Raw genomic sequence first — 13,426 nt, forward strand, 5'->3', positions numbered from 1 at the left:
CGGGTTTGCCGCGCAGGTTGCACACTCTTGCTGAGATTGCTCTTACCGATCCGCCAGCGCCAGCTTCGCGCCGAGCATCACGAAGGCGCCGGCGAAAGTCCGGCGCATCCAGGTCAGCACCATCGGCCGCGACACGACATGACTGCGCACCGACGCCGCGAACACGCCGTATATGGCGAAGACGACGAAGGTCATCAGCATGAAGACGCCTGAGAGCTCCAGCATGCGGGCAAAGGCATGCGGCTCGGTGGTGCTGACGAATTGCGGCAGGAAGGCGAAGAAGAAGATCGACAGTTTCGGGTTCAGGATGTTGATCAGGACGCCGGAGGTGATGGTCCTGGCGGTCGAGCGCGGCGCGGCCGCCTCGTCGACGTTCAGGCCGCCGTTCTCCCTGAGCGTGTTCCAGGCCATGTAGAGCAGATAGGCGACGCCGAGATATTTCAGCGTCTCGAAGGCGATGGCACTTGTGTGCAGCACCGCGGCAAGCCCGGTGATGGCTGCCGCCATATGGGGAATGATGCCCAGAGTGCAGGCAAAGGCCGCCACGATCGAGGCACGCGCGCCGCGTGAGAGGCCGGCGCTCAGCGTGTAGAGAACGCCGGTGCCGGGCGATGCCACGATAATCAGCGACGTCAACAGGAATTCGATGCTCAAGATTTCCTCCACGGCCCTGCCCTGAAGCAGCGTAGAGAGCGCCGTGGCCGTGCGCAATACGCCGATGATACTACGATGTCGGTAATCTGTGTGCGTAGCGTGCCATCAGGCAATCGTCGTCGCCGGGCATGCAGGCGCGACACACGTCCGGGCGGACCTCGTATATGCCGCAAGCCGTCGCCTTGCCGACCTCGCCGGACAGCGCCGAGCAGCGCACACCCTCGCAGCGCATGCCCGATTGATTGGCCGCGACGAATTTCGCCGGGATGCGATCCAGTTGCGCATCATCCTCGGTGGAAAAACGCGGCCATTCGGCCGAATAGGAGCAGCAGGCGCCGCAACTCTGGCAGTCGAAGACGGGTGAAAGCGGACCGCGCACCGGCGGCCGGTCAGAATCTTGATCCGCTCCTTGGCTCAAACGACTATTTCTTCTTCCTGGGTTTGCCCTTGGCCGGCTCCGCGGGAGCATTGAAAAGATCCGTCGCGGCGGGCTCGGCCGGGGTCTTGGCAGCGGCCTTGGCCGGACTGGCGGCGACAGGAGCCGCGGCAGGCTGGGTCTTGGCGGAGAATTTAATGGCCATGTCAGTCCTCATTGTCGGGGCGCGACGGCGCACGCGGATTGCGTAGACGGCCGATCAGCGCGGAAACCGCCGTAATGTTCATTTCCTCAGGCGACCACATCCCTTCCGCTTCTATGTGGTGCGGCCCGAGTTCTCGATGCGTGCTGCCGCTATAGGCGGCGTCCTGACGAGTGACCAATTGGCGCGTCTTGGGATCCTCGCGGACATATTCGATCAGGTAGTTCGGGCATTCGGCGCGGCTGCGCACGGCGATCCGCACCTGCGCGTCGCCAAATGCCCGCTTGCAGCGCTCGAGCCTTTCAAGCACCCGCCGGACATATTCGACCGGCTTGTCCAGCACCTCGACCATATCCGCGATGGTGGCATCGGCAGCGATCGGCGTTGGTGGCACGCGTTTGGTGGCCATCGATCTTCTCTCCGTTCGTGTCCAGGGAAGCTCTTCGGCCAGGATCAAGCACAAAGCAATACGGCAATTGATGGAATTGCCGAAGTGGCCAGAAGCTAGGCAGAACTCGCGCCTATTCGTCAGGACCCGGCTCCGGCCAGGTCTCCCTTGCCGCCTCGGCATACCATTGCCGCATCGCCGGTGTTGCCAGGATTGCGTCGACATAGGCCCTGGTGTCAGGCGCAAGATCGCCGCCATAGGTATCGAAGCGGGTAACGACCGGCGCATACATGGCGTCCGCCGCGGTGAAATGACCGAACAGGAAGGGGCCGCCCTTGCCGTATTTTTCGCGACACTCGCGCCACAGCGCCTCGATGCGCGCACGCTGCGCGTCGCCTTCGGCGTCGAGCGGCTTGTGGGCCTTCGGCCGCCGCAAATTCATCGGCCAGCCATAGCGGACCTCGCGAAAGCCGGAATGCATCTCTGTGGCCGCCGCGCGTGCCAGCGCCCGGGCGCCGAGATCGGCGGGCCACAGCTGCTTCTCCGGAAACAGGTCGGCGAGATATTCAAGGATGGCAAGGGTTTCCCAGACGATCCTGTCCCCTCCCTTCAACGGCCTATGCTTCAGGACCGGCACCTGGCCGGTCGGCGATACTTTCGCCAGATCGGCGGCGGTCTCGGGCGTGCGCAGCCGCACGAAACCCTCCTCGAACGGGATTTCCAGATGCCTCATCGCCACCCATGGTCTGAGCGACCATGAGGAGAAGCACTTGTTGCCGATGTAGAGCGTGAATTCCGCCATTTTCCTCCCCATGCGCAGAATCGAGCCGGATCTCCGTCCAGCGTGTCTTGCCAACCTAGCCTGCCAGCCTTGCCGCCGGAAGCAGCTGCGCAAACTCATCGTCGCCAGCAAGAAGCTTGGAACCTAACCGGTGCCGGCTCGTTAGCTAGCCGCGGATGAATTCCTCCGAATTCAAAACTCCCAGGAGATGCGAACATGGTGAACAAGGATCAGATCGCCGGCGTGGCCAAACAGGTCAAGGGTTCGGTCAAGGAAGCGGCCGGCAAGGCCACTGGCAACCGGCAGACACAGGCCGAGGGTATGGCGGACAAGGCCGCCGGCAAGGTGCAGAAAGCCTATGGCGACGTGAAGGATAAGGTCAAGAAAGCGCTCTGATCACGGCGAACACTTGTCTTCGTGGTAGCGAAAGGCGGTCGTAACGACCGCCTTTTTCATATCGACCAGTCCTTGCTGAAGGCATTGGTGAAAGCGATTCCGCCCTGGTCGTCCGTCGCCTCGCCCAGCACGACGTCCATGCCGTCGCTGGTCACCTTCGCCAGCGCAAAACCACCCATATAGGCAGCCTTCGGCTTGAACAGGTCGATCCCGTCACCGCGATAGATCAGCGGCGTCTCGTGCTGGTGGCCGTGAAAGACGGCAACGACATTGTAACCCTTCAGAGCCGCCAGCAGCGCCTGCCTGTCGGCATCGGCCCACCAATGCGGCGCGCCGGCACCGTCATCGTCGAATGTCCGTCTGGCAGGGTCCCATCGCTCCGTCGAAAACGTATCCCAGCCATAGTGCTGGAACAGGATGACAGGGCGGCCATCCGCCGCATAGGTCGCCAGATCCTGCTTGAGCCATGGCAGGCTCGAGTCGGCGCCGTGGCCGGTGTCGCCGGCGAAACGATGCGTCTGAACCAGATGGAGACCACCCCAGTCCCATGAATAGCAGTCGGTTTCGACGTCGTAGCTGGTGGCCGGCACGGGTGGTTTGAAGAACACGCCGGCGCGGTGGTTGACCTCGACATAGTCGCGCATCTCGCGCCGGTACCAGTCGACATGTTGCGGCGGACCGTTCTGGTCGAGATCGTGGTTTCCGAGCCCGACATAGACCGGCATATGAACGCGGTCCGGTCCGACGCCCTGGCTGTAGCGCTGGCTGAACTGGAGAAGTTGCGTGCCCTCACTTGGCTGGGTGATCTGGCCGCCACCATCGTCGGTCATGTCACCGCCGACGACGAGGCCGAGCGGCATGCCGATCCGCTTGCCGGCCGAACGCAGGCCCGTGGCGACGCCGTTGATCTCGGCCGGCCAATCCTTGTCGCCAATGGCATTCAGCGCGGCGACATTGCGCAGCAGCGCCGCATCGGTCTTGCCCTCCTGCTGGCAGTTGGGGCTCAAGCCACTCGCCATGCGGCAGGCATGGACATCGGCGATGAACAGGAACGTGGCGTCGATCGGCTGGACGCGCTGCCCGGTCTGAGCCAGCGCCGGGCGTGAAAGCGCGCCGGCGGCGGCAAGACCGGCGGCCTTAGTCAACAAGCTGCGTCTCGAAAGCGATGTGCGGAAGCGATGATTCATCATCCGCGCAGTTTCAGCATACGCGACGCCTCTCCGTCCAGTTTCGATCGCCGTCAAGACGGCCTGACCGTCGACGGCGCCAAACGCCTGCGAGAGGATCAGGCCGCCGGCTGACCAGGGGCCTGCAGGGCAGCCAGGCATTGACGCAGCACCGTGGCCTCCTGTGCCGTCTTGGCCATCGACATTGCACCGGAATAGGCCGCGATCACCAGCGTCGCGAAGCGCTCGGGATCGGTGCCTTGCTCCCTGCCCTTTTGCTGGTCGGCCCTGACCTTGTCGGCGATCGCCTCGCGCCATGCCGAGAATATGCGGGCAAGTGCCGTGCGGAAATCGGGATCGGCAAGCGACAGTTCATGCGCGAGGTTGTTGAGCGGGCAGCCGCGCACGAACCCTTGCTTCTCGAGTTCGGCCGCCACGGCCTCGAACACCGACCGTACCCCGTCGCGCGCCGACGTCGCCGCCAAAACCGGATCGATCCATGTTTCCGCGACCGCCGCCGCCACGCGCTCCTCGATCACCGCCAGCGCCAGCGCCTTCTTGGTCGGGAAATGGTGATGCAGCGCCCCGCCGGTGACACCCGCCGCCGCCATCAGGTCCCCCAGGCTGGAGGCATGATAGCCCCTGGCCTGAAACGCGGCCTCGGCGACGTCCAACACCTTTTTGCGCATCCCTTCAGGATCGTTGGTGCGTTTTCGCGCCCGAGGAACGGTTCGAATGATCGTCTCTGCTGACATTGCTGGACAATACCATGTTGACAAAACAGGGCAACCGGTCTGTTTATAAACAGGTTGATCATCCTGTTTATGGAGACCACTCGATGAGCCTTCCCCTCAATGCCGCGCCGAAGCCTGTAGCGCTTGCCTCGCCCATCCTTGAATTGCGCCAGTACACATTGAAGCCAGGCAAGCGCGAGACGTTGATCGACCTCTTCGACGCGAATTTCATCGAAGGTCAGGAAGATGCCGGGATGACCATCATCGGCCAGTTCCGGGACCTTGACCGCCCCGACATGTTCGTCTGGCTGCGCGGCTTCGACAGCATGGAGGCGCGCAAGGATGCCCTGTCGGCATTTTACGACGGTCCGATCTGGAGGGCGCACCGCGATGCGGCCAATGCGACAATGATCGATTCCGATGATGTGCTGCTGTTGAGGCCGGCATGGCCGAACGCTGGTTTCAACCTCTCCGGAGCGCAACGAGCAGATTTGAATGCCGGCAAAAAACCAATTCAGAACAAGCCGATGGCTGGCATCCTTGTTATCCAGATTCATCATCTGAAGCCCGGCGCCGTAGCTGGCTTCGCCAGCCGCTACAACGGCGAAGCGAAGCCATTGATGGCAATGTACGGGGCACGGCCACTGGCCGCGCTTGTTACGGAACATGCTGAAAACAGCTTTCCTCGCCTGCCTGTGCGCTCGGGCGAGAATGTCTTTGTCAGCGTGACCGCATTCGACAGCGCCGAGGCCCATGCGAGCCACGCGGCGACGCTTGGCCGATCGGCCGATTGGCAGGCCCTGCGCCAGCGCGCGGAAGCCGACTTTGCCAGACCGGCAGAGACCCTGCGCCTCACGCCCACCGCACGGTCTTTGCTGAAGTAACTATTCCACGGGACCAGCGAGGCCAAACGCATCGGTGATGGCCCTGGCGACAAATGCCGGCGCCTCCCAGTGCGGGTTGTGGCCGCAACCTTGCGCTTGGACCAGATGTGCGTGAGGTAGCGCGCTTGACAGCACCTGCTGATGCCGTCCGTCGAACAATGGATCGCTGGCCCCGGCGACGATCAGTGTTCGAGCCTGTACGGCTTGAGCCAAACCGTTCAGGTCCGTACGGCAGATTTCCTCCAGGATGGCGCGCCAGCGCCGAGCCGGCATCGCCGATGCGTCGTTCGCCAATTCCGCAAGGAAGGCTAGCGGCACAGCATGCTGGCACGCGTGCCACCAGGCAAAGAGCGGGTCGGCCGGCGATATCGGGTCGTGCAGAGCTTCGATTGCTGCCAGCAGCGGGTGGCCCGGCATGAAGCCGGGGTTCAACGTGCTGGCCAGTACGACAAGGCCGCCGATGAGATCCGGCCGTCGCGCGGCCAGCGAGATCGCCACCATGCCACCCAGCGAATGGCCGACAAGGATCGGCCGGTCCAATCGCAGGCGGTGGATCAGTCCGGCGATATCGTCCGCGAAATCGGCGACAGCATAGCGGCCGCCGTCATACGACGCACCGTGGCCGCGCAGGTCAGGCATGATCAGCCGACGACCGGTCAGATGCGGTGCCAGGAGGGAAAAGCTGCGGCTGGTGTCGGTAAACCCATGCACCAGCAGCAGCGCCGGTTCGGCCCCGGCGATCTCGACATAGGCGATCTCGAGACCGCCGACATCGACGAACTGCTTGCGCCCGGCCCAGGCATCCTGCTCCGCTTCAAGACCAGGCAAGGCACCCTGCGCTGCCGGTGTCACAGGCCGAGCTTTTCTTTGACGGCGGCAAGGCCGGGCTTGCCGTCGAATGTGGTGACGCCCGCAAGCCACGTGTCGAGACGCCCCTTGTTCAGCTGGATCGACTTCAATGCCCCCTCCTCCGGCTTCATGCCGTCATTGATGAGGTAACCCATGCCGACATTCTCCATGTCGATGTCGAAAACCAGATTCTTGAGGAACTGCGCGACGTTCGGACACTCCTGCAAGTAGCCCTTGCGCACCTGGGTCGTCACCGTCGCGGCGCCGAAGTTCGGACCGAAGAACTTGTCGCCGCCGGTCAGATACTTGAAATCATACATGGTGTTCATCGGATGCGGGGCCCAGCCCTGGAAGACGATGAACTGCTTCTCCTTGATCTCATAGCCGACCTCGGAGAGCATGCCGGCTTCGCTCGATTCCACCACATGCCAGCCGTCGAGGCCAAAGGCGGGATCGGCTATGGCGTCCATCATCAGCTGGTTCGAGCCGGGCTCGATGCCGTACATTTTCTTGCCGAACTTGTCGGCGAATTTGTGCAGGTCGGCGACATCCTTGACGCCGGCCTCCCAGACATAGGTCGGCACGGCGAAGGTGTATTTGGCGCCGACGAGATTGACGCGGACATTCTCCACCGAGCCGTCCTTCTTGTAGGGCTCGTAGTAGGTGACCATGGCCGGGTCCCAATAACCCAGGAACAGGTCGAGATCCCGGTTCTTCATGCCTTCGTAGATGACGTTGATGCCGAGCACCTCGCTTTGCGGCTGGTAGCCGAGCGCCTGCAACAGAACATTGGCGACCCCCGTGGTGAAAGCGAGATCGTTCCAGCCAGGTTCGGCCATGCGGACGGTCCGGCATTGCTCGGGCTCCGCGGCCCTAACCGCATGGGGGGCCAGCATCAACGCGGCAAGGCACACACCACCTGCGAAAATACGCGACATCCTCGTTCTCCTCATTGTTGAATTGACCGAATGGTCTAATTATTGTCCCACTGGTCAATTCTTGATCTGGATGGACGAAGATGTCAACGTGGATTCGTCATGCGTGGACTGAACCCATGAAGCTGAAGCGTCTCGGAGACATACGCCGCAAGGAATTGCGGCAGGCGGCTTTCGCGGTCCTGGAACGCGAAGGCATTGCCGGCGCCACGTTGGAAAAGGTGGCCGCCCATGCAGGCGCTTCCAAAGGCATCGTGCTGCATTATTTCCGCAACAAGCAGGAGCTGTTCGAGCATGCGATGCGGGAGGCCAATGCGGTTCTGTGCAATGCCGTCGTCGCCAGACTTCGCCAGGCGCGCACCCCGATCGAGCGCCTCGATGCGGTGATAGAAGGCAATTTCGAGGAGCATCTGTTCCTGCCGCCGCTTTGCCATGCCTGGCTTTCGCTCTGCGCCGAGGTGCCGCGCGACGAGAAGCTCGCGCGCATCCAGAAGGTCATTCACGGGCGCATGCGCTCGAACCTGTTGTCGGGCCTGCGCGGCCTCACCTCGCCCGGAGAAGCCGACGACATCGCGCTCGGTGTCACCGCTCTGATCGATGGGCTGTGGCTGCGGCTTGGCCTACAGCCGGGCAGCGTTTCGCGCGAACAGGCGATCCGCCAGGTCAAGGGCTATGTCAGCGCGCGCCTGGCCGATCAGGGACGTTTGGCCTCCGGCACCTGAAAACCGGCGAAGTTCATACCTTGGGATAGGGCATCGGCTTGACCTCGACCGCCGACATGGAGTGCTTTGACTCGTCCAAGTTGCCGTGGAGTACCCGATGAGACTTCAAGACAAGCGCGCACTCGTGACCGGCGGGTCGGACGGCATCGGCCTGGCGATCGCGGAGGGGTTTCTGCGCGAGGGCGCCGACGTCCTGATCGTCGGCCGAGACGCCGGCAAACTCGAAGCCGCGCGACTGAAGCTACGAGTTCACGGTGCAGTAGAGACATTGTCGGCCGACCTGGCGACCGACACCGGCATCGGAGCCGTCGTCGAGCAGGTCAAACGATCCGGCCGTCCATTGGACGTCCTCGTCAACAATGCCGGCGTCGCCTATCTCGTGCCGTTCGATAGCGTCGACCAGGCGCAATTCCAGCACTCCTTCGCGCTCAATGTGACGGCCGCGTTTTTCCTGACCCAGGGGGTGCTGCCGCATTTCGGCGCCGGCGCATCCGTCATCAACATCTCCTCCTATTTCGCCGGCAAGATGATCTCGAAGCGGCCATCAAGCCTCTATTCCCTGTCCAAGGGCGCGTTGAACTCGCTGACCAGGTCGCTGGCCTTCGAACTCGGTCCACGCGGTATCCGCGTCAACGCGATTGCGCCCGGCACGGTCGACACGGCCATGCGGCGCAAGACGGTTGACAACCTGCCGGCGGCGGCGCAGGCGGAGTTGAGAGCCTATGTCGATCGCAGCTATCCGCTGGGTCGTATCGGCCGCCCAGACGACCTTGCCGGAATGGCAGTTTATCTCGCCAGTGACGAAGCTGCGTGGACCAGTGGCGGTATCTTCGCCATCGACGGTGGATATACGGCGGGTTGAGAAGCGGCCAAGCGATGATCGCATTCTGGCCAGGATTCCATCCCCACTCATGACAATAATATCGAGCGTTGTTTACGCAAGTCGTTTCACGTCGATTAACTACTATGTCGTCTCGTTTGCCATATCTACCATTCCATGAGAGTGCCTTTAGTGACTTTTTACTTTGATGACGCAATAACTCCCGTCACCAATGGGGGTGTGTATATGAATCTCTTTTTTGGATTTTCCGGGCGCATCGGGCGTGGGCAATGGTGGCTGGCCCAGTTGGCAATCCTGGTTCTCCTGGTGGTGACCCTCGCCGCCCTTGTCCATGTCGCAGGCGCATCGGGACACAGGCTCGGATCATTCCCCTCGAAAAGCCTGAGCGTCAATCTGGTGCTGCTCATCGGCGGCGCCCTTTCGCTCTGGATCAATTTCGCGGCGACGATCAAGCGATACCATGACCTGGACAAGTCGGGCCGGTGGTCCCTGATCCTGTTCATTCCCTATATCGGGGGGCTGTGGGTGCTGGTCGAATGCGGCTTTTTCTCCGGTTCGGACGGTAACAACGACTATGGCCCGCCACCGGGTGCGGATGGGTCGAGGAACGATCTCAACGCCCATATCTCGCGCATGAAGGTCGAGCGCTTTGCGCAGCAGCAGCCGCGATCCGCTGGCATGGTGCGGCAGACCGGCAGGACAGACCCAGCACCGGTGGCGCCGCAAACGAGGCGTCCCACGGGTCCAACCGGATTTGGTCGCCGCGGCCTTTAGGTCGTCTGGATCAAAAGAGAGATTAGCGATCGGCGGCACGAATCCGCGCCGCGGTTCGGCTTCCTGCCAGGCATCCTGCCGCGAAACCTTCTTCAACCGATTTGCATTCACACAGCCCGCAATCTCCGCTTGATGCGTATTGTGCAACGCGATACGCCGTTGCCCAAATCGACAGACCGGAGACTTGCCGTGAGCACGCCCAAGACCAGAACCGAAACCGATACTTTCGGCCCCATCGAGGTCGCCGCCGACCGCTATTGGGGTGCGCAGGCGCAGCGTTCCCTGGGCAATTTCAAGATCGGTTGGGAAAAACAGCCGGCATCGATCGTGCGTGCGCTCGGCATCGTCAAGCGCGCGGCCGCGGAAGCCAATATGGAGTTGAAGCGGCTTGACCCAGCAATCGGCAAGGCGATCGTCGAGGCGGCTCAGGAAGTGATCGACGGCAAGCTCAACGAGCATTTCCCGCTCGTGGTGTGGCAGACCGGCTCGGGCACGCAGTCGAACATGAACGCCAATGAAGTGATCTCCAACCGGGCGATCGAGATGCTTGGCGGCGTGATGGGTTCTAAGAAGCCGGTGCATCCCAACGACCACGTCAATATGAGCCAGTCGTCGAACGACACTTATCCGACGGCCATGCATATCGCCTGCGCCGAGCAGGTCGTGCATCACCTGGTCCCCGCCTTGCATCACCTGCACAAGGCGCTCGATGCCAAGGCGCGAGCCTTCAACCACATCATCAAGATCGGCCGCACGCACACGCAAGACGCCACCCCGCTGACGCTCGGCCAGGAATTCTCCGGCTATGCCGCGCAGGTCGCCTCATCGATCAAGCGCATCGTGCAGACGCTGCCCGGCCTACAGGAACTGGCGCAGGGTGGCACCGCCGTCGGCACAGGGCTCAACGCACCTGTCGGCTTCGCCGAGAAGGTGGCGGACCGCATCGCCGCCATAACCGGCATCGCCTTCGTCACCGCGCCGAACAAGTTCGAGGCGCTGGCGGCGCATGATTCCATGGTGTTCTCGCACGGCGCCATCAACGCGGCGGCAGCAGCGTTGTTCAAGATCGCCAACGACATCCGTTTCCTCGGTTCGGGTCCTCGCTCCGGGCTTGGCGAACTGTCGCTGCCGGAAAACGAGCCGGGCTCGTCGATCATGCCGGGCAAGGTCAACCCGACACAATGCGAGGCCATGACCCAGGTCTGCGTGCAGGTGTTCGGCAACAACTCGGCGTTGACCTTCGCCGGCAGCCAGGGCCATTTCGAGCTCAATGTCTACAACCCGCTTATGGCCTACAATTTCCTGCAGTCGGTGCAGTTGCTCTCGGACGCGTCGATATCGTTCACCGACAATTGCGTCGTCGGCATCGAGGCGCGCGAGGACAACATCAAGGCGGCGCTGGACCGCTCGCTGATGCTGGTGACCGCGCTCGCGCCGACCATCGGTTATGACAACGCCGCCAAGATCGCCAAGACGGCGCACAAGAAGGGCACGACCTTGCGCGAGGAAGCGCTGGCCACCGGACTGGTGAGCGAAGCCGATTACGACCGGTTGGTGCGCCCCGAGGACATGACGCATCCGGGGTAAGGTGTTTGTCCGCGGTAGAATTTGCTGCCGCCGCTCCATCCGACGACATGAATTTCGCGTCACCGGCACGATCACAGAAATGTACAGTCTGTGAACAATGTGTCGTCGGATAGACAGCTTTGGTGAACAGTCGGCATCGTCTATCTCTGGTGGCATTCAACCCATTCGGAGAGCCACCATGTCCGTCAACACTTCCGCCGCCGGCGCCGGCACCGCGTCCAACAGCGCCTTCACCATCCTGCTCGGCCGCATCCTGCTTGCCGTCATTTTCCTGCTTTCCGGTTTCGGCAAGCTCACCGCCATTTCCGGCACCGCCGGCTATTTCGGCGGCCTCGGCCTGCCCCTGCCGACCGTAACGGCGGTTGTTGTCGGTCTGATCGAACTGCTCGGCGGCCTCGCTGTCCTCGTCGGCTTCCAGACCCGCATCGCGGCCTGGGTGCTCGCCGTCTTCACCGTGGCCACCGGGCTGGTCGCCCATACCGGCTGGGCCGACCAGATGCAGATGATCCAGTTCCTCAAGAACCTCGCCATCGCCGGCGGCTTCATCCTGCTCGCCTCTTCGGGCGCCGGCGCCTATTCGATCGACGCCAAGCGCGGCTGAAGCCCTCCTCCCAAGCCTGAAAATGAAAGCGGCGCGGAATTTTCCGCGCCGCTTTTTCGTTGTCCAGTTGATGGCGTAGACTGCGATTGCAACCGGTAACCCGCGCTTGCAAGGGAGGCGGCCGTGACCCGCAACGCATTGCTTCTGGTTTCCAGATTGCTGTTTGCCGTGCTGTTCGTGCCATCCGGCTTCCAGGCGCTCGCCAACATTGCCGGCACGACGGGCTATTTCGCCGGTCTCGGCCTGCCACTGCCCACGCTTGCCGCCTGGGGCACCGGGCTGTTCGAACTGATCGCGGGGCTTTTGATACTCATCGGCTTCCAGACCCGCATCGTGGCGCTGCTGCTTGCCGCCTTCTGTATCGCCGCCGGGTTCATCGGACACTACGGCCAGGGCGCCGATGATGCGACGCTGGCCTTCCTGCACCAGCAGATGCTGATGAAGGATATCGCTATATCAGGCGGCTTCCTGGCGCTCGCCATGGCGGGCGCCGGCGCATGGTCGGCCGACGGGCGTGGCTAGGCCAACGCCTACTTCACCGAAACGCTCTGCCCGCCTTCCACCGCCAGCACCAGGCGGCGGTTTGTGATGCGCGCCAATTGCGCCAGACGGCCGGCCGGGCGCTCGCCATAGAGGTCGGAGAGCGACGCCGGAAGCACCAGCGCCAACGCGCCGTTGGGGCGGCTTTCCCACTTCAGCCTCGGCATGACGCCAGGCATGGCCGCCGTCAGCAGGTAGACGACACGCATCATCGCGGCCAGCACGCGCGCTCGCTCCAGAAGGCGCGGCGGCGCCAGAGCCTTGATTTCGGGCGCGATGCCATCGTTGAAGATGCCGTCGTGGCGATAGGCATTGGCAAGCGCCAGATAGGCGCGACCGGGATGGTCGACGCCGATGAAGGAAGCATGCGCGATGATGTTGAGCGACTGCTTGCCGCGATATTCCGGATGCGCGCGCCAGCCGATGTCGGCGAGCAGGCAGGCTGCGTGGCGATAGCGCGCCTCGTCCTGCGTCTCATCGATACCGAAAGCCTTGAAGGCCTTGCCGGTCCATTCGACGAGATCATGGGCGTGATGAACAGAGCGTGAGCGCAAAAGCGCCAGCTCCTCGGCCGCAGAGATCAGCGGATCGGCCTTCTGTTCGGCCGCGTCGAGCAGCGAGTAGAGGAAGCCCTCGCGCACGCCTTGCGCGGAAACGATGATCCTGGACGGCTGCATCGCCGCCATGATCTCCTGCAGCACAAGGGCACCGTAAGGCAACAGCGAGCGGCGATTCTTGGAGACGCCCTCGATGCCCCGGACCTTCTCGACCTCGCCCCTCGCCACCTGCTTGAGGAAGCTCTGGGCGCTGTCGGCCGATATTTCGTAATGGTGCATGACCCCCAGCGGGTAGTTGGTCATCTCCATGTGCAGACGGGCGAGGTTTCGCCAAGTGCCGCCGACCGCGTAGAAGGTCCTACCCTGCCCGCCTTTCAAGAGTTTTGCGCGCGCCAGCCCCTCATAGACGACAAGCCGGATCGAGTTCGAGCCGATCGAC

Annotated in this window: 17 protein-coding genes and 1 pseudogene; 8 read left to right on the top strand and 10 right to left on the bottom strand. The window is 62.7% G+C overall.

Going from position 1 to position 13,426, the window contains the following annotated elements:
- Positions 1–42 precede the first annotated feature (42 nt).
- The 5 genes from J0I79_RS10790 to J0I79_RS10810 all read right to left on the bottom strand — a co-directional run bounded on the left by J0I79_RS10790 (position 43) and on the right by J0I79_RS10810 (position 2,422).
- Positions 43–654, bottom strand: coding sequence for a LysE family translocator (locus J0I79_RS10790; protein ID WP_292857454.1), 612 nt, complete (start codon positions 652–654; stop codon positions 43–45).
- A 70-nt stretch (positions 655–724) separates the two neighbouring features.
- A complete protein-coding gene (locus J0I79_RS10795) occupies positions 725–1,033 on the bottom strand; it encodes a YkgJ family cysteine cluster protein (protein WP_292857509.1) in 309 nt (102 codons plus the stop codon).
- Positions 1,034–1,076: 43 nt separating this feature from the next.
- Complete coding sequence (locus J0I79_RS10800; protein WP_292857457.1) at positions 1,077–1,235, bottom strand: hypothetical protein; 159 nt, start codon at positions 1,233–1,235, stop codon at positions 1,077–1,079.
- Between the two features lies 1 nt (position 1,236).
- On the bottom strand, positions 1,237–1,641 hold the full coding sequence (locus J0I79_RS10805; RefSeq protein ID WP_292857465.1) for a hypothetical protein: 405 nt from the start codon (positions 1,639–1,641) through the stop codon (positions 1,237–1,239).
- A 112-nt stretch (positions 1,642–1,753) separates the two neighbouring features.
- Entirely contained in the window at positions 1,754–2,422 is a 669-nt protein-coding gene (locus J0I79_RS10810) for a glutathione S-transferase family protein (RefSeq protein ID WP_292857469.1), read from the bottom strand.
- Positions 2,423–2,617: 195 nt separating this feature from the next.
- Between J0I79_RS10810 and J0I79_RS10815 the strand changes: the two genes are divergently transcribed.
- Positions 2,618–2,797, top strand: coding sequence for a CsbD family protein (locus J0I79_RS10815; RefSeq protein ID WP_137933720.1), 180 nt, complete (start codon positions 2,618–2,620; stop codon positions 2,795–2,797).
- 56 nt (positions 2,798–2,853) lie between these two features.
- On the opposite strand, the gene J0I79_RS10820 is transcribed toward J0I79_RS10815, so the two are convergent.
- Both J0I79_RS10820 and J0I79_RS10825 read right to left on the bottom strand, forming a co-directional pair.
- Entirely contained in the window at positions 2,854–3,987 is a 1,134-nt protein-coding gene (locus J0I79_RS10820) for a metallophosphoesterase (protein WP_292857476.1), read from the bottom strand.
- A 95-nt stretch (positions 3,988–4,082) separates the two neighbouring features.
- Complete coding sequence (locus J0I79_RS10825; RefSeq protein WP_292857479.1) at positions 4,083–4,652, bottom strand: TetR/AcrR family transcriptional regulator; 570 nt, start codon at positions 4,650–4,652, stop codon at positions 4,083–4,085.
- An 80-nt stretch (positions 4,653–4,732) separates the two neighbouring features.
- Here J0I79_RS10825 and J0I79_RS10830 point away from each other — a divergent pair, with 80 nt between their 5' ends.
- Positions 4,733–5,581 (top strand): NIPSNAP family protein, encoded by an 849-nt coding sequence (locus J0I79_RS10830; RefSeq protein WP_366014203.1) that lies wholly within the window; start codon positions 4,733–4,735, stop codon positions 5,579–5,581.
- Here J0I79_RS10830 and J0I79_RS10835 read toward each other — a convergent pair whose 3' ends face one another.
- Positions 5,582–6,409: an alpha/beta hydrolase gene (locus J0I79_RS10835; protein WP_292857482.1), complete on the bottom strand. Its 828-nt coding sequence runs from the start codon at positions 6,407–6,409 to the stop codon at positions 5,582–5,584.
- Between the two features lie 20 nt (positions 6,410–6,429).
- Positions 6,430–7,368, bottom strand: coding sequence for a choline ABC transporter substrate-binding protein (choX, locus tag J0I79_RS10840; protein ID WP_292857485.1), 939 nt, complete (start codon positions 7,366–7,368; stop codon positions 6,430–6,432).
- Between the two features lie 116 nt (positions 7,369–7,484).
- Here choX and betI point away from each other — a divergent pair, with 116 nt between their 5' ends.
- The 6 genes from betI to J0I79_RS10870 all read left to right on the top strand — a co-directional run bounded on the left by betI (position 7,485) and on the right by J0I79_RS10870 (position 12,412).
- On the top strand, positions 7,485–8,087 hold the full coding sequence (gene betI, locus J0I79_RS10845) for a transcriptional regulator BetI (RefSeq protein WP_292857488.1): 603 nt from the start codon (positions 7,485–7,487) through the stop codon (positions 8,085–8,087).
- Positions 8,088–8,184: 97 nt separating this feature from the next.
- On the top strand, positions 8,185–8,949 hold the full coding sequence (locus J0I79_RS10850) for an SDR family oxidoreductase (protein WP_292857491.1): 765 nt from the start codon (positions 8,185–8,187) through the stop codon (positions 8,947–8,949).
- 204 nt (positions 8,950–9,153) lie between these two features.
- A complete protein-coding gene (locus J0I79_RS10855) occupies positions 9,154–9,702 on the top strand; it encodes a DUF805 domain-containing protein (protein WP_292857494.1) in 549 nt (182 codons plus the stop codon).
- A gap of 189 nt (positions 9,703–9,891) precedes the next feature.
- A complete protein-coding gene (fumC, locus tag J0I79_RS10860; RefSeq protein ID WP_292857497.1) occupies positions 9,892–11,289 on the top strand; it encodes a class II fumarate hydratase in 1,398 nt (465 codons plus the stop codon).
- Between the two features lie 178 nt (positions 11,290–11,467).
- On the top strand, positions 11,468–11,890 hold the full coding sequence (locus tag J0I79_RS10865; RefSeq protein WP_292857500.1) for a DoxX family protein: 423 nt from the start codon (positions 11,468–11,470) through the stop codon (positions 11,888–11,890).
- Between the two features lie 123 nt (positions 11,891–12,013).
- Positions 12,014–12,412 carry a DoxX family protein gene (locus J0I79_RS10870; protein ID WP_292857503.1) on the top strand — a complete coding sequence of 133 codons (399 nt, stop codon included), beginning with the start codon at positions 12,014–12,016 and terminating at the stop codon, positions 12,410–12,412.
- Between the two features lie 8 nt (positions 12,413–12,420).
- On the opposite strand, the pseudogene J0I79_RS10875 reads toward J0I79_RS10870, so the two are convergent.
- A pseudogene (locus tag J0I79_RS10875) lies at positions 12,421–13,426 on the bottom strand (exopolyphosphatase); the annotation flags it as partial.

It is taken from the genome of Mesorhizobium sp. (genome assembly GCF_017306585.1).
Lineage (GTDB): Bacteria > Pseudomonadota > Alphaproteobacteria > Rhizobiales > Rhizobiaceae > Mesorhizobium.